Annotated in this window: 16 protein-coding genes and 1 pseudogene; 11 read left to right on the top strand and 6 right to left on the bottom strand. The window is 46.3% G+C overall.

Going from position 1 to position 20,283, the window contains the following annotated elements; all coding sequences use genetic code 11:
- Positions 1-159 precede the first annotated feature (159 nt).
- From CCZ37_RS05190 to CCZ37_RS05170, 5 genes are all read left to right on the top strand, one after another.
- Positions 160-849: a DUF3334 family protein gene (locus CCZ37_RS05190; RefSeq protein WP_010319032.1), complete on the top strand. Its 690-nt coding sequence runs from the start codon at positions 160-162 to the stop codon at positions 847-849.
- A gap of 127 nt (positions 850-976) precedes the next feature.
- Positions 977-1,660 carry a DUF2786 domain-containing protein gene (locus CCZ37_RS05185; protein WP_010319033.1) on the top strand — a complete coding sequence of 228 codons (684 nt, stop codon included), beginning with the start codon at positions 977-979 and terminating at the stop codon, positions 1,658-1,660.
- 121 nt (positions 1,661-1,781) lie between these two features.
- Positions 1,782-2,777, top strand: a complete 996-nt coding sequence (locus CCZ37_RS05180; RefSeq protein WP_094499933.1) for a J domain-containing protein — start codon at positions 1,782-1,784, stop codon at positions 2,775-2,777.
- A 172-nt stretch (positions 2,778-2,949) separates the two neighbouring features.
- On the top strand, positions 2,950-3,132 hold the full coding sequence (locus CCZ37_RS05175) for a hypothetical protein (RefSeq protein ID WP_010319035.1): 183 nt from the start codon (positions 2,950-2,952) through the stop codon (positions 3,130-3,132).
- A 329-nt stretch (positions 3,133-3,461) separates the two neighbouring features.
- Complete coding sequence (locus CCZ37_RS05170; RefSeq protein ID WP_010319036.1) at positions 3,462-3,860, top strand: 50S ribosomal protein L7ae; 399 nt, start codon at positions 3,462-3,464, stop codon at positions 3,858-3,860.
- Positions 3,861-3,981: 121 nt separating this feature from the next.
- Here the strand turns inward: CCZ37_RS05170 and fabV are convergent, their stop codons facing one another.
- The 3 genes from fabV to psrA form a co-directional block, all read right to left on the bottom strand.
- Complete coding sequence (fabV, locus tag CCZ37_RS05165) at positions 3,982-5,184, bottom strand: enoyl-ACP reductase FabV (protein ID WP_026028134.1); 1,203 nt, start codon at positions 5,182-5,184, stop codon at positions 3,982-3,984.
- Between the two features lie 177 nt (positions 5,185-5,361).
- Positions 5,362-7,644 carry an acyl-CoA dehydrogenase gene (locus CCZ37_RS05160; protein WP_094499932.1) on the bottom strand — a complete coding sequence of 761 codons (2,283 nt, stop codon included), beginning with the start codon at positions 7,642-7,644 and terminating at the stop codon, positions 5,362-5,364.
- A 55-nt stretch (positions 7,645-7,699) separates the two neighbouring features.
- Entirely contained in the window at positions 7,700-8,326 is a 627-nt protein-coding gene (gene psrA / locus CCZ37_RS05155; protein WP_094499931.1) for a TetR family transcriptional repressor PsrA, read from the bottom strand.
- A 447-nt stretch (positions 8,327-8,773) separates the two neighbouring features.
- Here psrA and CCZ37_RS05150 point away from each other — a divergent pair.
- The 3 genes and pseudogenes from CCZ37_RS05150 (at position 8,774) to CCZ37_RS05135 (ending at position 11,007) form a co-directional block, all read left to right on the top strand.
- Positions 8,774-9,666 (top strand): annotated as a pseudogene (locus CCZ37_RS05150) (pyridoxal-phosphate dependent enzyme).
- Positions 9,667-9,694: 28 nt separating this feature from the next.
- The gene (locus CCZ37_RS05145; RefSeq protein ID WP_010319042.1) at positions 9,695-9,949 is read left to right on the top strand and encodes a DUF1496 domain-containing protein; all 255 of its coding nucleotides are present in this window, start codon (positions 9,695-9,697) and stop codon (positions 9,947-9,949) included.
- 380 nt (positions 9,950-10,329) lie between these two features.
- Positions 10,330-11,007: a VC0807 family protein gene (locus CCZ37_RS05135; RefSeq protein WP_010319043.1), complete on the top strand. Its 678-nt coding sequence runs from the start codon at positions 10,330-10,332 to the stop codon at positions 11,005-11,007.
- Positions 11,008-11,362: 355 nt separating this feature from the next.
- Here the strand turns inward: CCZ37_RS05135 and CCZ37_RS05130 are convergent, their stop codons facing one another.
- Positions 11,363-14,179 carry a glycoside hydrolase family 3 protein gene (locus CCZ37_RS05130; RefSeq protein WP_094499929.1) on the bottom strand — a complete coding sequence of 939 codons (2,817 nt, stop codon included), beginning with the start codon at positions 14,177-14,179 and terminating at the stop codon, positions 11,363-11,365.
- 133 nt (positions 14,180-14,312) lie between these two features.
- On the opposite strand from CCZ37_RS05130, the gene CCZ37_RS05120 reads away from it, so the two are divergent.
- Complete coding sequence (locus CCZ37_RS05120; protein ID WP_094499928.1) at positions 14,313-15,182, top strand: helix-turn-helix domain-containing protein; 870 nt, start codon at positions 14,313-14,315, stop codon at positions 15,180-15,182.
- 167 nt (positions 15,183-15,349) lie between these two features.
- Here CCZ37_RS05120 and CCZ37_RS05115 read toward each other — a convergent pair whose 3' ends face one another.
- The gene (locus tag CCZ37_RS05115; RefSeq protein ID WP_094499927.1) at positions 15,350-16,633 is read right to left on the bottom strand and encodes a carbohydrate porin; all 1,284 of its coding nucleotides are present in this window, start codon (positions 16,631-16,633) and stop codon (positions 15,350-15,352) included.
- Positions 16,634-16,824: 191 nt separating this feature from the next.
- Between CCZ37_RS05115 and CCZ37_RS18840 the strand changes: the two genes are divergently transcribed.
- Complete coding sequence (locus CCZ37_RS18840) at positions 16,825-17,013, top strand: hypothetical protein (protein WP_157729200.1); 189 nt, start codon at positions 16,825-16,827, stop codon at positions 17,011-17,013.
- A gap of 64 nt (positions 17,014-17,077) precedes the next feature.
- Here CCZ37_RS18840 and CCZ37_RS05110 read toward each other — a convergent pair whose 3' ends face one another.
- A complete protein-coding gene (locus CCZ37_RS05110; protein ID WP_094499926.1) occupies positions 17,078-18,673 on the bottom strand; it encodes a glycoside hydrolase family 16 protein in 1,596 nt (531 codons plus the stop codon).
- Between the two features lie 532 nt (positions 18,674-19,205).
- Between CCZ37_RS05110 and CCZ37_RS05105 the strand changes: the two genes are divergently transcribed.
- Positions 19,206-20,204, top strand: coding sequence for a LacI family DNA-binding transcriptional regulator (locus CCZ37_RS05105; RefSeq protein ID WP_010319049.1), 999 nt, complete (start codon positions 19,206-19,208; stop codon positions 20,202-20,204).
- Positions 20,205-20,283: the final 79 nt, after the last annotated feature.

The raw sequence follows: 20,283 nt of genomic DNA, 5'->3' as shown, positions 1-20,283 counted from the left end.
CAATGCAAGAATGAATCTAGCGAAAAAGTCATTAATACAATATTTTTCCTGTACACAACATTTTAGCTATATATAGTTAAATAACGCTTTATGCTTTATATGTCGATATAGAAAGTTAAACACCGCTTTTAAACTGCAATGCACATTACGGATATCAGAATGAAAAAAAACAAGATTGTTACCACTGAAGATATTTTGCTTAAGCTTTGTCAATCAGTGTCAGGAGTGCTCAGTTCTGCAACGGCGACCAACATTGCTTATTCAGCGATGGTGCAAAAAATCAATAAAACGTCACTGAAGCCAGATTTCGGCTGTTTCGTTTTGTTTGATGGTGGCTTCTCTGGGCTCGTTGTTATCAACTTTACCGCCAAGGCTGCACTGGAAATTTACACCAGTTACATGCGCAATATGGGAATGCCAGAAGAAGAGCTAGCCGTGCTGCATACTTCTGACGAAGTGGGCGACGTACTGGGCGAATTGATGAACCAGCTCGTAGGCGATTTTACAAATAAAATCCGCAAGGAGTTACAAACTAACATTACCCAAAACCAACCGAAGATGTTATCACTCAACAAACAGGTGATTTTGTCGGTGGATACCAATTTAGACCGTCCACAAGCACGCCGAGTCACCTTCTCGACAGAAAGTAATAATATTTTCTATCTTGAACTGGCAATGGATAAAACCGAATTCATCCAACTTGAAGAATTTGAAGTTCAAGAAGATGAAAGCCCTGATTCAATTTTAGAAGCAGCTCAGCAACAATTGTCTGCCAAAGACAAAAATGACAAGCAAAACAACAGTGATGATAATGTAACAACAGACCTATTGGATGAACTTGGTATTTAAACCACCAGCTTCCTCTCGACTCGCTGCCTGATTTTGGGCAGCGATTCTCCACTTCGCTTTCACTTCCCGCATAAAACCGCTAAAATGTCGGACTTTTCTGAAGTTGTAGAATTGTATTTGCGAATTAATGGATAAACAGAAAGCTCTAAAGAAGATCGCTAAATGTCTTGAACTTGGTAATTCCGCGAATGTGAATGAAGCGGCCAATGCCATCAAGATGGCGCATAGCCTGATGCTAAAGTATGGACTTGATAAAGATGACATCGAATTTATCAAGATGGGCAAAACCCAATCAACCCATTTACTCCCCGCATCCATCACCTCATCACTACTGCGAGTGATCCGCGGTATCAATACTAAGTTTGGTGTAGAAGCGGTGCTACTCAATCATAAAGGACTCAAACGTGTTGAGTTTATTGGTGAGGCCGATCGCGCTATTTTTGCCGCATTCGCTTTTGATATCATTTACCGAGAAATGAACGAGCACACAGGCCAATTTAGAAACAGTTTCGCGGGCAGTGGCACTTCCAGTACGGAGGTTACACGACGGGTCAATTCGTTCGTTTCGGGTTGGATTGAAGGGGCATTAGAGAAGCTTCCAGTGATCACCGCTGATGATGAATCCAATAACAAAATCAATAATTACATTGATAAAGAGTTTCAAAATATTGACCGTGAAACCTTCAAGCAGCAGCTGCGTGATGCCATGAAAAATATTACCGCGGATTATGAGACTGGGTTAAAAAAAGGCCGTAAAGTATCTGTAAATCGACCGATTGATGGTGCTCCTGCTCCAAAACGTCTTAGATAGCCATTCGTCTTAGGTAACCATTCGTCTTAGATAGCCATTAATGCGCTATTCTGCTCTGTGCATTCGATAGAAATGCGCTACTATTTGAACAGAAATTAGCCCCACAAAACATGGTGAGAATTTGAGAGTTGTCCTTAGTTTATACCTGCTTTTCTCCTCATTAGTACTGGCCTCTCCTGTTGCTGAGCTAACTGCCCAAGCTCAGCAACAAAACTCAAATGCACAATATCAATTGGCGCTGGCTTATCAGCAAGGGGATAAAGTTGCTGTTAACCTAAACAATGCGTTTTATTGGTTTCAGCAAGCGGCACAGAACGGACACCCCTTAGCCAAATCCAGGCTAGCCAATCTCTATTTAAAGGGACAAGGAACTCCAAAAGAGATCCCTCAAGCTCTATTTTGGCTGACCGACTTAGCCACTAGCGGTGATGTGAATGCTCAATTACAACTCGCTAGAACTTACGAAACACTCCCTTCGCCACCCTCTGCGTTAGAATTGTCAGAAGTGTGGTATCGCATTGCGGCAGATAAGAGTAGCCAAGCCGAAGAGGGTTATGAGCGTGTATTGCAAGAAAAATTCAATCAACAACGTGCAAAGCAAGTCTCCTCTATCAGTCAATTAGACAGCGCTTTTGACAACAGCGATGAAGCTGACATGGTGGCCGGCACTGCACCCGTTGATCGCGACTCGACAAGCTCTATCATGACGGATTACTTATCTCTGTTGCTGCTGATGTTACTCCTTTTGATGCTTATCTATCTTTTCCGCTTCTGGAGCCGAAAACGTAAGACCCAACAACACGATAAAAATAGTCAACACCGACAGGAAATCGAATCGCAGGCCTTTATAATCAAACAGCAAAAAAGGCAGCTTGAAAGCTTATTCAAAGAGATCAAAAGACTGCAAAACAATCATGTGGCCCAGTCTCAGGATCAAAAATTACTATTAGCCTGCGCATTATTTGGCTTTAAACCCAGTGAACTTCCCGATGAAAAAAGCATCAAGCTTCGCTACAAACAACTGTGTAAAATATACCACCCAGATCTTCAAGGCTCACAAGAAGAAATGAAGCGACTCAATGGTGCGTTAAAAATCATCCTGCCTCACGTTAAGTAAATGTTATTTTTAATGCAGAATATTACCGCTCGCGGTTAAAACACTTGCTAAAGATAGGCAACGCAATCGATCTCCATCTCACTTAAAGTAACAAATAGTTAACTTAATTCTCTTTTATATGGGATAATGCGCCGCGAAAATTACACCTAAATCTTCTAGGTGGGGAGAAAACATGTTTACGATTGAAGGTATTTGCGATTGGTGTAAACAACCAAAGCTATTAATAAAACACGAATATATTGATGGGAAATCGCATCACTCATGCGAAAGTTGCAATGAGTTTGCGCGCATGGATGTCAGGCAGTTTAATATTGCAGAGCAAGCATTTCGAGATCGACAGTCACTGTCACATTAGGCATCAATAGCTATACATGAAAAAGCGCCAACACGGCGCTTTTTTACTGCCTATTTTTGAAGCACACCCATTTCAGCGACTATGATAACTTATCTAATTAGTGGCGAGACACTGTTACTAGGATACTTACATTGATCACAAAACAGACAATGGCGCTTTATCTTTGAACAATTTGATTTTTTGCTAAAAATCATTATTAATCAATAAATTAAAACAAAATCTAACGAATTCAAGCTTGGTTATGCTGATAAATTCAGCAAAAAAAACTTGATCAGTATCTACAACTCAAATACTGTATACACATACAGCATGTATGAAAGGACAGTGTTATGCTTCAAGTAAATTTCGCTTCTCAACGATCAGCTCAGTACCCTTTGGCTAATGCCCATCGCTCAGTAAATACGATTGAACAAGCCATGATGTCAAAGCTTGCTCAGCTATCCCAGTATCAACAGCAGTGGATCTTATTCACCTCTGAATGTCCTCGACCACAGTATGAACAGTTTGCTTCTTTCAATATACATTGCGACAGAGTGATCCACATGAAACCCTCTCAAACCTTATCGGAATTAGAGATTGTGATTAAAGCTATCCGCTCGGGAAATGCCAGTGCGGTAATTGCGTCAAATACTATTGAGCCTATCAACCAACACCTACTCAAGCAATTAGCGGCCGAGCACCACTGTGATGTGTTTTTTGTTGCAGGGAAACAGCAACCGTTTCATTGATCGAGAAAATGCTGTTGAGGGTGAATAATGCTGTATTACCCTCCATAACAGCAAAGGCCTAGCACTGTGGCTAGACCTTTGAGATTAGAACATCTTATTGTGTCACGGTGACACCAATAGATTAGATATCAATTACATCGAATGCCACTTCAGTATCGACATCGGCTTCGTAATCAACGCCATCAACACCAAAACCGAATAACTTCAAGAATTCTTCTTTGTATTCAACGTAATCCGTCAGCTCTTTTAGGTTTTCAGTAGTGATCTGTGGCCAAAGCTCACGGCAATGCTTTTGAATATCTTCACGCAGTTCCCAGTCATCCAAACGCAGACGATTTTGCTCATCTACTTCCGGCGCACTACCGTCTTCTTTATAAAGACGTTGGCTAAACATGCGATAGATCTGTTCAATACATCCTTCATGTACACCTTGCTCACGCATTTTCTTAAACACCATTGCGATGTAAAGAGGCATAACAGGAATAGCTGAACTGGCTTGAGTAACAACCGATTTAAGAACGGCCACATTAGCCGTACCGCCTAATACAGAAAGCTGTTCATTCAGTGCCGATGCGGCGCGGTCTAAATCCATCTTCGCTTTACCTAGCGCACCATCCCAATAGATTGGCCAAGTTAGCTCAGTACCGATATAGCTATAAGCCACGGTTTTACACCCTTGGGCCAATACGCCAGCTTCAGCAAGTGCATGGATCCATAGCTCCCAATCTTGACCGCCCATAACCGTTACCGTGTCTGCAATTTCCTGCTCAGTTGCAGGTTCAACACTGGCTTCAATGATGATGTCTTTATTGGTATCAACCGCTGTCGCGGTGTATGTTTGGCCAATCGGTTTCAATGATGAGCGAATCAGTTCGCCAGTTTCAGGTAACTTACGCACTGGTGAAGCAAGCGAGTAAACCACCATATCAATTTGACCTAAGTCTTGTTTGATTAGCTCGATCGCTTTCTGTTTTGCTTGGTGAGAAAATGCATCACCATTTAGGCTTTTAGCATACAAACCCGCCTCGTGAGCAAGCTTGTCAAACGCGGCTGCGTTATAAAAACCGGCGGTGCCTGGTTTTTTATCCGTGCCCGGTTTTTCAAAGAAAACACCGATGGTCGCAGCACCGCCACCAAAAGCGGCGGTAATACGAGACGAAAGGCCATAGCCACTGGATGAGCCTACAACAAGTACACGTTTCGGTGCATTTTTGATAGGGCCTTGTGCTTTGGTGTAAGCAATTTGTTCTTTTACATTAGCTTCACAACCCACAGGGTGCGTTGTCGTACAGATAAATCCACGAATTTTAGGTTTGATGATCATATTCAACTTCCTTCAAAAATCTCCGCTAGGATAAAAGTTTCGCTCGAAGATCTCACCCTATTTCTTTAAAAACAGGCAGAAATTGCAAGTGGTTGGATCTCTCGTGGCTCAAACAATCAGAGCACCCGACTAGGATGCCCTGAAATATGGTTACACTTTTAGTGTCGATATTCGCGACTAGGCGACATGATTAAGCTTGGGCTTTCCCGGCTTATTGGTCATCACCTCGCTCAAGTCATGGCTAAAGTGGTCAACTTGAATCGCTTTATAACGCAGTTTGTCTGCGGCCAAAATTTGGTCCACTTCAGTTTGAGTCAACACATTTTCGCTTAAAGCTTGAGCCAATCGCTCAGTCAGGGCACCTTTACGCGCAATTTTACCCTCTTTGACCGCGCGGAACAGCTTGCGCTCAAGTGTACTGATACCGTACATCGCCAAAAACGCTTTTTCCATCAAGCCAACGCTATCGTCTTCCTCTGGCCCAATGTAGCAAAGATGAGTGAGACGATCTCGATGTGCTCCAGGAGTCATTAAGCTTTCCGCCAGTTTGACCGACAGCTCATCGCTAGGTTTGTCATAATGGTTGCCCAAAGGGAAGACCAACACTTTAAGTAAGCGCCCAACCACTTTGTTAGGGAAGTTGCTGTACGCCTCTTGCAAAGATTTAGCGGCGTGGTACAGACAGTATTGCACCGCGTAGTGCACGTAATCTAAATCGGTTTGTTGGCGGCCTTCATCTTCATACTTTTTCAAGGTCGCTGAAGCCATGTACAGATAACTCAAGCCATCACCTAAACGCGCTGAGATCATCTCTTTACGTTTAAGATCGCCACCTAACGTCAACATAGCGAAATCGGCACTCACGGCAAGTGCTCGGCTAATGCGCGTTAACTGTTGGTAATACGCTTTTGTTGGGCCGCTCATCTGCGCTTTGACAAAGCGTGAACCCGTTAATGCAGCACCGAGCGCCCCAAAGGTATTTTTGGTCGCGTGGCTAATGTGCTTAAACAACAGCTTATCGAAATCTTTCGCGCCTTGCTCTGTATCAGGATTAGCCGCCGCTTCCATCTCTTTCAAAACATAAGGGTGACAACGAGTGGCACCTTGGCCAAAGATCATCAAATTGCGAGTTAAGATATTGGCCCCTTCAACCGTAATTGCGACCGGGATACCGAGATAATGTGTTCCGAGGTAGTTCATTGGCCCATCTTGAATCGCTCGACCTGAGTGAATATCCATCGAATCATTTAAAATTGTGCGCGCAATTTCTGTCATATGGTATTTGGCAATGGCGGTCACTATACCCGGTTTTTCTTTCAAATCGAGCGAGGTCGTGGTTAAGGTTCGTGTCGCTTCAAGCAAATAAGTTAAGCCACCGATACGGCCCAGTGCTTCAGCTACCCCTTCAAATTTACCAATCGACATGCCAAATTGCTTGCGCACATAAGCGTATGCGCCGGTTGTGCGCGAAGTTAAGTGACCAATCGCCGTACCAAGTGCGGGTAATGAAATACCACGCCCCGCCGACAAACATTCCACCAGCATACGCCAGCCTTTACCCGCATAGTCAGCACCACCGATGAGCCAATCCATCGGGATGAAAACATCTTGACCACGCGTTGGGCCGTTCATAAACGCAAGGCCGAGTGGATCGTGTCGCTCGCCAATTTCCACGCCTTTGTGATTAGCAGGGATCAGCGCGCAGGTAATACCTATATCGAGCTTATCGCCTAGAAGTTTGTCAGGATCACTGAGTTTGAAAGCTAGGCCTAGCACAGTTGCAACTGGAGCAAGCGTGATATAACGCTTATTCCAACTGAGTTTAATCCCAAGGACTTCTTTGCCCTCGTGCTTGCCGTAACACACCACGCCTTGATCAGGAATGCCGCCAGCATCGGAGCCTGCTTCAGGTCCTGTCAGCGCAAAACAAGGGATATCCGTGCCGTCGGCTAAACGAGGAAGCCAATAATCTTTCTGTTGTTGTGTACCGTAGTGAGAGAGGAGCTCTCCCGGGCCAAGCGAGTTTGGCACCATCACTGTAACAGCGGTACTGATACTGCGCGTCGCAATCCGTGACACTATGGTGGAGTTGGCGAGTGCGGAAAATTCACGACCACCGTAGGCCTTTGAAATAATCAAAGAGAAGAAACGCTCTTTACGCAGAAACGTCCACACTTCCGCTGGCAAGTCGCGATCTTGTTTCACGATTTTATGGTCATCTAACATGGACAGCAGCGTTTCCAACTCATTATCAATGAAAGATTGCTCTTCATCTGACAAGGTTGGTTTTGGGTAATGATGCAGCTTGGTAAAGTCTGGACGACCTGAAAACAGTTCACCATCCCACCAAACGCTGCCCGCTTCCATCGCCTCTTTTTCTGTCTCCGATAACGGAGGCAAAACTTGTTTAAACAGTTTAAAGGCGGGGTCGCTTATCCATTTTCTTCGTAGAGAGCTCATGATCAGATCCTTTTGTTCGCTTGGATTGTTACTTCTTATAATAGATTTAATTGGGTTAATCAGCCGCAACGCCGGCGGCTAAATAAGGAATAAGTAAGTCGACGACGGCTTTGGCATCCACTTGGTTGCCAAAATCACTTTCGGCAATCTCAGCCAATGCTTGGCTCGACGCCATGGTAAAAACACACGTGCCTAGCGTGAAGTGCAAACGCCAGAATAGAGTTTCAGGCGTCAGTTTTGGGTTCGCCTTCATCACTGACTGAGTAAACAGTGACAATACATCGCTATAGCGTGTGGTGATAAACCAACGCAAATGACCTTGCACATCGGTATAGCCGCGACCAATCAACAACATAAAACGGCTGGTACCGTTGGGCCTAACATCATTCAACGCACGCAATGGTGTACGCAATGACTCAAACACCTCTGCCATTTGATATTCATCTTGGGAGTTTAACTCCTGCAGTGCTTGTTGAACGGCTGGCATAAATGCTTCTAAATAACGATTCAACACTGCACGCACTAACGTTTTCTTATCACCAAAATGGTAGTTAACCGAGGCTAGATTTACTCCAGCTTTGCTGGTGATAGCTCGTAACGATGTATCGTTGAAGCCATGTTCAGCAAACAATCCTTCTGCAACATCTAGGATTTTTTCTTTGGTACTACTTCTTGGTGCCATTTCAATCACTCGTATCAAACAGGTGTTTGAAATATACTATCGACACAATTGATTAACAAGCAATTAACATCACATTTTTACGAAATGATCGGAGCTGAAGAGCAAAATAGAAGTAAGCTAATGAAAGATAAATATTTTAAAAATAAATTGAAAAAAATGGCTTTGAGATGGAACTGATTGTGAAATGCTCAGTCTCAATAAGTGTAGTTAGCAGAGCATTAAGAATTTTACAGGCCGTCAAATTTTTCTTCTTACTGTAACTACCGATATGCTGCTTTTTCTTATTAACTCCTATGTTTATTTGTATCCGCCCAGCGCCTTTTGCTCTGGGCTTTTTTTTGCCGCATGAGAGGCAAAGCAGTAACTGACGAGCGATAAAATCGGCCAACACTGCAATTTTTACTCAGGTCAGTATATACTACGGCCCTTTTCTGCTCGAAAATCATCATGAAACTGTCTGACACCCCCATAACGCAACATACTTTTGCCAATAACCGCTTCTATTTAAAACGTGATGATCAACTTCACAGCCATTTTTCCGGAAATAAAGCGCGTAAGTTCATGGCGTTATTGGATAGCGATCTCCCCGGCATCAGCACTTTAATCAGCTATGGTTCGGCGCAGTCGAATGCTCTCTATTCTCTGGCAGCTCTTGCACTCATTAAAGGGTGGAAATTTGAGTTTTATGTAGACCACATTCCAACGTGGCTACAACAAAGACCGATTGGCAACTATCGAGGTGCAATGGATTTAGGAGCGCACATCATCGAAGTTAGCCCCATCAATATAATGCCCCCGAGCAGTATATTAATACGATCCGACAGCCTGATGCTTCATGCTTAGTCGTACCGGAAGGCGGTCGCTCAAAGATGGCCGAAAAAGGCATTAAGCAGCTGGCTCTAGAAATTCTCAACTGGATGAGAATGGAGACAAAAACGCAATTCGTCGTTGCGTTGCCCTCCGGGACAGGAACCACTGCGATCTACCTGCAAAAATATCTAAAACCGCACGGCATTGAGGTTCTGACCTGTGCTTGTGTAGGGGGAAATGACTACCTCATCCAACAATTTGACGAGCTTGAAGAGCGCCAGTACCCTACGATTATATCTACAGAGAAAAAGCATCACTTTGGACGATTGTACGAAGCCGATTATCGGATGTGGCAAAATCTACTTGAGCAGACTCATGTGGAATTTGATCTGTTGTATGACCCTATGATGTGGCAATGTTTGTTACCTTGGATGGAAGCTCATCCAGAAAAAACGGTGATTTATATTCATCAAGGTGGGTTACTGGGCAATGAAAGTATGCTGCCCCGCTACCAGCGGCAATTTGATTAACTACCTCACTATAAATAGGAGATACACCATGCTGAAGTACTGTGTTTGGTTATTATTGATTGCTCCTAGCTTTGGCTACACGAAAGTAATCAATACCGCTTCGCTACCGGTTGTGGTAGCTACAGAAGGTAAAGCTTTGCAACGTGTTTGCTATTATAAGGACCAAGCTTATTCTATCGGTGCAGTGATTCAAGTCGGTGAGCTGTATATGATCTGCCAAGAGGCTAATGATTTTGAAACCAATGGCCCCTTAAGATGGGTGTTACTGACTCAACAAAAATAGTGAGAGGAAGGTTAGTTTAAGCCTCCCATTAGGGTCTATTTCACTGCAAAATATTCGTCTAGCCCCTGCTTTGTTCCCTCGCGGCCAAGACCTGACTCTTTGATGGCGCAAAACGGCGCAACTGCAGTTGAGATAAGCGAGTTTGATGCATCATTCATAATGGATATAACAAATTGGGGATTCACCAAGCTGAATGGCGATGCACCTAGCAATTTATTGAGAGAAGAAGCGCAGGGGAAAGGAAACGGATTTAGATTCAATGAATTGAAAATACAACTCAACAACTGCTTACAATAAACTCGGCCTCTCATGAGTAAGAAACTTGAGTCAAACCCAGTCATTTGTATACTAAACACTGAATTAATAAAGGACTCTTTTACATGAAATCCAATAAAAACTTACTCAGTAATGTATTGGTCAATATTATTATCCCAGTGATTATTTTGAGTAAAATGAGTGGCGAAGATAACCTTGGCCCAACTTGGGCGCTAGTAGCGGCATTGGCGTTTCCACTATTATTTGGCCTAGTCAGTTTTATCCAAGAGCGTAAAATCAATTTCTACTCCGCCCTTGGGATGATTAGCGTATTACTGACAGGCGGCATTGGCTTGATGCAATTGGATCCTGCCTACATTGCTATTAAAGAGGCGGCTATCCCTGGGTTGATTTTCGTGATCATCATAGTGAGCAACCTTATTGGCTACCCGTTGGTGCGCAAAATGCTGCTTAATGAGGATATTATCGATCATAGCAAGCTAAAGGGTGCTTTGGACAGTGAGCAAAAACAGACGGAATTTGAGCGTAGGTTGAAATTTGGCTCTTATCTGATCGCCTTTTCATTTTTTATCTCGGCGGTACTGAACTATGTGCTAGCAAAGTGGATAGTAACTAGCCCAGCAGGAACCGAAGCATTCAATGAAGAAATAGGCAAAATGACGGCATTGAGTTTCCCAGTCATTTCCATTCCTGTCACCTTGATCATGATGGGAGCTCTTCTTTATTTATTCAAAAGTCTCTCCGCTATTACTGGCCACAAAATAGAATATTTCTTACGCTAAAAAAACGTGCTTAAGAGTCACAATATCGCTTCTGTGTAGGTTAGACACCTAATTCGGCAGTATAATTAACCTTTACCGATAGTGAATTTACTAAAGCAAGCCAAGTGTTTTTGGGTGAACTATAACTATTAAACACAGCTGCCTCTCAATGGCTTTCCAGCGTAGTAATAGCGATCAGCCATCAAGTTAAAATAGAGAATCCAACCCTAGCCGCCAATTCAGGCGGCTTTTTAATAATGCTAAATTTCGTCGTATTAAAGCGATGGATGCAGGATCTTTGTTCCATCGATTGAAGCAACAAGTCACACAAATACAGAGAAAAATCATGGCTAAATTTAGCGCAAATTGACCAGCCTTATTCTTCTTGTCTCTCAAAGAGTAAGGTTTGCAACACTGCGCCTTTTTTCACAAATTGGCTCTCTAGCCAGTAAACACCCGATGACAGAGAGATGGCTCGACCTTCCACTTTGACACTCTGCCCGTTGGTGCCATTGATCGGCAGTGACATGGCAAACTCACCATTGATACTCAAACTGCAAGAAGATTGCGCCAATGCTTCTCGATCGTAAGCCATTTGAGCAAAGCAGACGTAGGTGCCACTTTGTTCTACCTGCAACAAACATTGGCTGGATGTTTGGCTGTTGAGCTCGATGGTTTGATCCGCAAAGCAGATTGGTGCCGATTCAGGAACAGCTTGACGCGCCTGAACCGCTAGCTGTACAAAAGGCTTCACCGCTTGATACGCCTGCAGCGGCCTTTGCATCACTGGCGCTTGCAAAATAAAGCGGCAGATGTTCATCGCGCTGCGCTGCAACTCGCCGAGCGTCAGATCGCCTTGTGCTAACGCGCGCAAGGTGTCGTCTTCCATCGGGTTGCGCTCAGCGGCGTCGTTTTCCACCACCATGTAGAGATCGTTTTGCGCTCGCAGCATATAGCCAGTAAAGCGCTTACTCTCTTCACCCCCGTCCACGGGATGATTCATTTTCGCCCACCAGTCGGTCATCACGATGCCGGTGTAACCCCATTCACCACGCAAAATGGTGGTGTTGAGATCGTAGTTAGACGCCGCCCAATGGCCGTTGACCGGATTGTAGGAAGTCATGATGGTGGAAGCCTGACCATACTTCACCGCCATTTCAAACGGCTTGATGTGGATTTCACGCAGCGCACGCTGCGACATCACGCTATCTACATCCACTCGCGCGGTTTCTTGGTCGTTGGCCGAAAAGTGTTTGATGGTGCCGGAAACACCCGCTTGTTTTAAGCCTGTGGTTTGCGCAGCCGCAATCCAACCGGTTAACAGTGGATCTTCCGAGAAATATTCGAAATTACGGCCATTGAGTGGATGGCGATGAATGTTGATGCCCGGACCGAGCAAGGTGTCGATTTGGTAGGCTTGCAACTCTTGGCCCAGCAAATAATACAGCTGTTGATTGAGCTCGGTGTTCCACGTGCAGGCGAGCAGTGTGCCAATTGGCACTTGGGTCGCTTGATGGCCACTGTCCATGCGAATGCCCGATGGGCCATCGGCCGCCGCGGCCACCGGAATACCAAACTCAAACAGTGAAGTGCATACCCCACCAAACGCCGCGGCGGTACCCGGCGTCACTTTCGGGCTGCACATGCCTTCACCACGCACCAGAATGGCCAGTTGTTCAGCTGTGAGTTGGGCAACAAACGCTTCTAGGCTGGCGCGGCCTTGGGCGACATCGGCCAGCTTAATGCCTTGATCGCCCGTGAACGCATAGGTTGGCGGCAAATTCGCTTCGATTCGCTGCGCCAGATCCACCGTACGCAATGGCACAGGCTGATAGCGGGGTTGATAGACGCCATTGGCTTGGCGCTCGGCCGGCACTAGGCGTTCAAACTGACGGGTTGGCGCGCAGGCTTCACTGAGTGTTTCCAGCGAGGCGGTGTGCTCAACCCACCATGTCGTGTCGATTTTCTGCGCTTGGCGCACGCTGCCGCCAAGGTAGAAATGATACTGCCCTGCTTCAAGCACATAACTGTTTGGGTAGCCACTCGCGCCGCTATCATCAAACGACGCCAGCAAAGCCACCGGCACACAGATGCGTACCACTTCGCTGCCGTTTGGCGCTAGCTCGCTGGTTTTTGCAAACCCACACAGCGCTCTGGCGGGTTTGCCAAGTTGGCCTTGTGGCGCTTCAACATACAGCTGCACCACTTCTTTGCTGCTAAATTGCTGGCCGATGTTGCGCACTTCAATCTCAAAATAGAGCGACTTGGCGTTGGTGAGATCGCCGCCAGCATCAACCACGTCACTCGAGCACTGCAGCAAACGGCGCTCAAATTGGCTATAGGATAAGCCCGCACCAAATTCAAACTGCACCGCTTCTGGGGCAAAGGTTTCAAAGTAGCGATAGCCAACGTAAATATCTTCTGCATAGAGATTGAAATCTTTGCGGCCAAAATGGGCGGAAGAGGGGTAATCTTGCAAACGATGGGCGATGGTATCGGTCAAACGGCCACTGGGTGAGACAGCCCCAGACAACACATCGGCCAGCGCATGACCACCTTCCATCCCCGCCGCCCAACTATAGAGTACCGCTTTGATCGCGTGATGGTTTTCAAGGCGAGTTAACCACGACATATCGATAATGTTGGTGACGTTCATCACCACGATCACACAGGAGAAATGGCGGCACACTTTGGTTAGCATGTCCGTTTCCAATTCCGTTAAGCGGTAGCTGCCTGCTTCATCGGCGTAATCTTTATCTTCACCGGCGGTGCGGCCAATAAACACCAGCGCTTTGTCTGACTGCGCTGCGGCCTGCGCCACCACCTCATCGGTCAGTGGCATTTCATGTTGAAACCACGGCTCTGCCGCCCAGCCACCGCCGCCATCATCAAACGGATGGTGGGCTAGCCAATCTTGATACAGAGCGACTAACGAAGTATTAAGTTGAATAGTCGGATTGGCTTGCAAACCTTGCAATGCATTCACTGCATAAGGCACGTTCACCGCGCCGCCAGAACCTGTGCCGCTGCGATAGGTATTTATCTGGCAACGGCCAAACAAGGAGAGCACCTGCGATGGCTGAATCGGTAGGGCTTGGTCATCATTTTTCAGCAGGACGATGCCTTCTGCCGCGGCTTGTCGGCTCACTGACACCAGTGCTTGCTGCGCTTTTTCTATCGCTGGATTTCTCATCGCTTTATCGCCCTCTTTTGCCCTATCTTGGCCTTATTTTTGCCTGCGGCATTCTCATTGATTGAGCTTCAGTGTAAGCTTGCCAAGTGCGCAATTCTACCAATATTCCGACCAATAAAAGGAAAATAGCGACATGAGCATCACCTATCAGTTGCAACATCATCTTCGCTATCCCCACTTCAAATTTGCTTACGTTGATGGCCACCATCACAGCGATTTTGGCCTGCATAAACACGATTTTTCTGAGCTGTTTTTGGTGGTGAGTGGCAAAGGTAACCACCTTGTTGCTTCTCATGTCTATCCGCTCACTGCTGGGGATGTGTTTGTGATCAACGGCGATATTGAGCACGCCTTTCAGGATGTTGATCGGCTGGAAATCATCAATTTGATGTTTGAAGCGGGTACGCCGTTTTTCGAAACGCCCTCATTGAGAAAACTCTCTGGTTATCAGGCGATGTTTAAGGTTGAGCCGATTGCCCGCCAAACTGGCGAATACCGCGCTAAGCTCACGCTCAATGATGAACAACAGCCATTGATCACGCAGTTGATTGAGGCGATTAGCCACGAATATCAACAAGGGGAAAGCGGCTTTGAAACCATGCTCACCAGTTTGATGCAGCAATTGGTCATCACCCTTGCGCGTATGTATCAGCAGCAAACGCACGAACTGCCCAACACCACGCTGGCGCTCAGCCGCGCACTGATTTTTATTGAGCAGCATTTTGCCGACGGCGACATCCACAGTGGCGATGTCGCTCAAGCGGCGTTTGTCAGCCAGCGCCAATTGGAGCGGCTGTTTAAGCAGTTTCTCAACACCTCCCCCAACTTATATTTGCGTGAAATGCAGCTCAATTACGGGCGCGATCTCTTGAATAACGAACCTGGCATGTCGATTCAACAGGTGGCGGATCAGTGTGGATTCAGTGATAGCAACTATTTTTCCAAGTGCTTTAAGCAGAAGTTTGGCCTAAGCCCTCGCCAATACGATCGGCAGCCGAAATGAAAAAAGCCGCTGTTGTCAGCGGCGTAATGAATGGCAGTGGCATGCATTCATACAACAAAAACAAGTTCCCCCGTGTAGCCCGACTTGCCTGTTGCCAAACTGGGAGTGGCGGTCCCTTAAAGTGCCACTCCCTACTGGGTAATCTCTCCCATTACCCTACAGGTGGCTTACCACCACATGTCTGCTTGGATACCCACAAGGATGTCCGCTTTATCACGCATTGATCCGTCTAGGTATGTTGCAAGGAAACGGATTTCAGGTGCAGGACCAAAACCGGTTGGGACGATAATAGTTGGTGCAACCGTCAGTTTGTAGTTAGTGGCATCGTCACCCACGCCGTTTGCATCTTCCCATTTGTTGTACTGGAAGCCTGCTTCTGTCGCGATGAAGAAGTTTTGCGCCACTGGGAACGATGGACGAATCATCGCCGACGCCCAGCTGTCTTTGCCGCCGTTGTCGAGATCGTTGTATTGACCTTGGATAGAGTGGAAGATGCTGACGCCGTTTTCAAAGAAGTAGCCACCCCATACCAATGCACGAGCAGAGACATCACCGCTTTCCACTTTCTTCATTTTTGAAGGGCCTTCCAACGAGCCATTGCCTGGCTTGTACGCATTGTAAGTGGTCAGTGTGCCGCCCAGTAGCTGACCAGAACCGAGGCCTTTACCTGCCTGAGCGATGTACTTAGTAAAGCCTTTGTCTGATAAACCGAATACTTTGTCTGAGTGGACAATCACGGTCATCTCAACACCGTTGCTGGCGTATTCTGTACCATCGACCAAGTTGTCTGGTAGGTATTTGCCCATGGCGTGCAGTTCCACACCATTTAAATCAACGCCGACGTGCACAGAGTGCATGGGGTTGTTCGAGTTGGTTGCCCAGAATGAATCTTCTGCGTTATCACTGGCGATATACGCAAAATCCCACTTGTAATCACCCAGTTGAACACCTTCGATACCCACACCGGTACCCGACATGTCGGTGTAGAAGAAGTCGGTCATGAAGATGTAGTTGTCTTTGCCGTAGAAGCGCGTACCGCCCCAAAGTGTGCCAGTTTCAGTAACACCATCAAACTCAACGAAGGTTTCCACCATACCGATGCTGCTATTCGCCGCATCTGCGTTGGTGCCAAGCTGGTTGTTGCCAGCTGACTGTGCGTTATCGGCACCAACACGCGTTTTGATGCGAATTTTTTGGCCGTCATCGTTTTCAAAGTTTTTCTGTAGCGCAAGCTCAAAATGGTTGTCCGATTCAATGCCCAAGCGGCCTAGGCGCTCTTTAGACGCTGGGAATTTTGAACGTTTAAAATCGTCATTCTTGCTGTACAGTGCGCCCGCACGGAAGTAACCGTGGAACTCAAAACCATCTGATTTTTCAGCATGAACAACGGGTGCAGCGGATAGGCCCGCAGTCGCAACGAGACAAGCGAGGGTAAGCTTAGAAAGTTTCATATTAACTCCATGTTCCATCATTAGCCCTTAAAAGAAAGCGCTTTCTTTATTCTTTATAAAAAAACTGAACATTGGTGACGAACGCAAACTAAGTATTCACGTTCAACTATGCAATGAAGCTTATAAATTAATAGCCTCAACCGCCTTGTTCAGTGCAAGAGAAGTATAAAAGGATCTTCTAAGATAAAACCGTGATCAGCCTCATCAAAGAAAGCGCTTTCTTGGTTATTCGTCACAAATTGATATTTAGCTTATCAATGAAAGAAAGAAAGAAAGAAAGAAAGAAAGAAAGAAAGAAAGAAAGAAAGAAAGAAAGAAAGAAAGAAAGAAAGAAAGAAAGAAAGAAACACTTTCAAGCCGTTTTGTACCTTAAAAAATAAAAAGAGCCTTAAAAAACGAAAAGGCCCGTGATTTTCACCACGAGCTTGATAGAGTGCGCATTGATCAGCGTTTTTCGAAACGAATGTTATCTAAACTGAATGTCATCGCAGCCGTAGGTTCAAATACCAATAAGTTATTGATCATGGTTGGATCCGCTTGATTACCTGCAACAAAGCGGTTTGACTGAGCGAGTAAATCCGCCAGCTTAATACGCACTTCGCCCCATTCACCCATCGCTGGTAGCGTCACCGTCATGTCACTGGTCTTTGGCCAGCCACTGTCGATCTTCACCATCAACTCACTGCCCTCAGTCATCGACTCGACTTTGATATCAAAAATCAGCTCGCCACTCTCTAACCAATGGCTCACGTCGGTGGTCGGCGAGCGGAAATAGAGATTACCTGCGCCATTTTGCTTGGTGATCTTCAGCACTTGACCATGCTCGCCATCGGCCACTTCTTGGTGTGAAATAATGTCCATTGGGTCGTAACTGCCATACGCCAAGTTACTGTTGAGGCTTTCGGAGAAAATATCTAGGTTTGGCCCCTCAGCGTAGCGATCATCTTGCGCCAAAATCGCAGGGGCTTGATGCCCTTTGACCTTCACCGCTTGCTCACCAATGGTTGCACAGCCTTTGCCTTTCCAGCGATCCACCGAGCAGCGGTACACTTTGACGTAATCGACCAGCATGGTTTTCGGGAAGTCCGATTTATCAATACCTTTTTGGTTAGCATTGGCCGACCAAGAGCCGCCCACGGCAAGGTTGAGCAGCAAATGGAAACGTTCATCAAACGGTGCTGCGCCTTTGGCGTTGACCAGAGCACCATCGACTTTGTATTGGCTGTACCACTCATCTTGCGTTTGTGTCGCGTAGTGAATGTTGTCGACGTACCAACGAATTTCCCCTTCTTCCCACTCAATCGCGTAGGTATGGAAGTCATCAGCAGGGTTGATGTTGTTCGGCAGTGACGCGCTTTGCCCACTGTAGACATTATCTGGCCATGCTTTGCCATAATGCAGGCTGCCGTAAATGCGATTTTCACCATCACCCGCTTGTGCTCCTGGCGCATCGGATTGCGCTTTCAGGTTAACCGCTTCCATGATGTCGATTTCACCAGAGGCCGCCCAAGTGCCGTATTTGCTGTCGGTCGGCAGCATCCAAATCGCTGGCCACGTTCCCTGCCCTGATGGCAGTTTGGCGCGAATTTCAAAGCGGCCATATTTGTGGTCGCGCTTATCTTTAGAGCGCAAACGTGCCGAAGTAAACGGCAACGTTTTGTTCATCCCCGGCTTACCCTCAGCATCATCCGGGCCTGTGAAACTCTCTTTGTGCGCCACAATGTGCAAGTAACCATCTTGAACAAAAGCATTGCGACTGCGCTTGGTATAACACTGCTGCTCGTTGTTACCACCGCCCCAACAGTTTTGTTCAAGGCTCCAATTGCGCTTGTTGATTTCACTGCCGTCAAACTCATCGGCCCACACCAGTTGCCACTGTGCGCTCGGTGGCGTAGGTTGATCCAGTAGCATCACTGGCTTTTTGGTTTGGACAAGATCGGTTCCGGATGCGCTGTCGCCGGTTTGGCTGCAGCCCGCCAAAAGGCCAAGGGAAACGGCCAAAGCAAGCTGGTTAATTCGATTACGATTGTGTAATTTCATCGTTCCTCCATCGGCAGTAATTCATCGCCACACTGCTATCAAAATTTATTAGATTCGTAGACACCAGACTTCACTCGTTGGTCAAAGTAACCAAATAATGAAGCACTATAGAAGCTCATCATGAGATTCACGTTATAAGTCCTAGCGTTATAGATAACAAAAAGAAAGCGATTTCTTTTTGTTTAAAAAAAGAGCGAGAAAATTGACTATAGTCCGAAGTTCTCTCTCGCTAAGCAACAGAAATAACATTGACAAACACGCAGCTCGCAATGCTCTCAGTCGATAAAACCATTCTAGAAAAAAATAAGGGAGAAAAACGTGAGCGCCACCAATAAGCAAGCGCTTTCTTTATGCATAGATCACATTATAATCGCTTCTACCACGTTTTAATTGTGATTGGATTTGACGCAGATGCGCTGAACCTTGTTCAGTTCCAAATTTTTTAATCTCGATGTCAAGAGCGCTAGGTGCTGTGAGAACACGAGGTTACACTGTCGACTTGAACTCAAAAGGCAACATAAGGGGAGTTCCATTGATCACCATTAAAGAAGTATCCGAGCTGGCGAATGTCTCTCAATCAACGGTTTCAAGAGCACTCAATAACCATCCAACGGTCAAAGAAGCCAATCGTAAGAAAGTCTTCGAAGCGATTGAAAAGCTCGGTTACAAACCGAATGCCTTTGCACAGGCGCTCGCTTCAAGCCGTTCCAACAGCATTGGCATGTTGGTCGGCTCGCTAGACGGCCCATTTTATGGCCCACTGATGCACCACGCGGAAAATACCGTAAGACAAAACAACATTCACTTGATCGTCACCAGTGGTCAGGAGTCTCACACCAAAGAGCAAGATTCGATCAACTTCCTGCGCTCAAAGCAGGTGGACGGTTTGATTGTCCATTCTGATACTCTTTCTGACGATGAACTGATTGACGTGGTTGAGCGTCAAAACGCCACGATTGTTTTGAACCGCTACATTCCTGAAATTGCCAATCACTGCATTTTTATTGATAACGAACTCGGCGGCTATTTGGCGACCAAGCACCTGCTGGAACATGGCCACAGCAAAGTGGCGTGCATTACTGGTCAGCTAAGCAAAGGTGATAGCCGCGATCGCTTACAAGGTTATCGCAATGCACTGGCTGAGTTTGGTATTGCCTACGATACCAATTTGATTGTCGAAGGGCGTTTTGACCATCAAGGCAACCACGAAGCGGCGCGCCGTCTGCTCGATCGCGATCCACAAATCACCGCCATTTTCTGCCAAAACGACAACATTGCTCTCGCAGTTTATGACGTGGCCGCAGAACGCGGATTTGCGATTGGCGACGATCTCTCTGTGGTAGGTTTTGATAACGATACCCACAGCCAGCACATTCGCCCACGCTTAACCACGGTGAACTTCCCAGTGATGGAAATGGGCTGCGAAGCTGCCAAAGGGGTATTGGCCTTGGTCAACAAGCAAAACTATCCATTAAAGCACAAGCTGACGCCAGAGCTGGTGGTGCGAGATTCGGTGAAAGCCTGCCAATAAATGACGGCGGTTCGATGAAGAAACAACGAGATCCCTATGCCTTAGCCTCTCGTTGTGAAAAGCAAAATGGCCTCATATG

The sequence above is a fragment of the Vibrio qinghaiensis genome (assembly GCF_002257545.1).
GTDB lineage: Bacteria > Pseudomonadota > Gammaproteobacteria > Enterobacterales > Vibrionaceae > Vibrio > Vibrio ordalii.
The sequence above is the reverse complement of the archived record's forward strand: the minus strand, read 5'-3'. Positions and strand labels throughout refer to the sequence as shown.

Coding starts and splice junctions, on each gene's coding strand:
- CCZ37_RS05190 (WP_010319032.1), top strand. CDS start 160: ATGAAAAAAAACAAGATTGTTACCACTGAAGATATTTTGCTTAAGCTT.
- CCZ37_RS05185 (WP_010319033.1), top strand. CDS start 977: ATGGATAAACAGAAAGCTCTAAAGAAGATCGCTAAATGTCTTGAACTT.
- CCZ37_RS05175 (WP_010319035.1), top strand. CDS start 2,950: ATGTTTACGATTGAAGGTATTTGCGATTGGTGTAAACAACCAAAGCTA.
- CCZ37_RS05170 (WP_010319036.1), top strand. CDS start 3,462: ATGCTTCAAGTAAATTTCGCTTCTCAACGATCAGCTCAGTACCCTTTG.
- fabV (WP_026028134.1), bottom strand. CDS start 5,184: ATGATCATCAAACCTAAAATTCGTGGATTTATCTGTACGACAACGCAC.
- CCZ37_RS05160 (WP_094499932.1), bottom strand. CDS start 7,644: ATGAGCTCTCTACGAAGAAAATGGATAAGCGACCCCGCCTTTAAACTG.
- psrA (WP_094499931.1), bottom strand. CDS start 8,326: ATGGCACCAAGAAGTAGTACCAAAGAAAAAATCCTAGATGTTGCAGAA.
- CCZ37_RS05145 (WP_010319042.1), top strand. CDS start 9,695: ATGCTGAAGTACTGTGTTTGGTTATTATTGATTGCTCCTAGCTTTGGC.
- CCZ37_RS05135 (WP_010319043.1), top strand. CDS start 10,330: ATGAAATCCAATAAAAACTTACTCAGTAATGTATTGGTCAATATTATT.
- CCZ37_RS05130 (WP_094499929.1), bottom strand. CDS start 14,179: ATGAGAAATCCAGCGATAGAAAAAGCGCAGCAAGCACTGGTGTCAGTG.
- CCZ37_RS05120 (WP_094499928.1), top strand. CDS start 14,313: ATGAGCATCACCTATCAGTTGCAACATCATCTTCGCTATCCCCACTTC.
- CCZ37_RS05115 (WP_094499927.1), bottom strand. CDS start 16,633: ATGAAACTTTCTAAGCTTACCCTCGCTTGTCTCGTTGCGACTGCGGGC.
- CCZ37_RS05110 (WP_094499926.1), bottom strand. CDS start 18,673: ATGAAATTACACAATCGTAATCGAATTAACCAGCTTGCTTTGGCCGTT.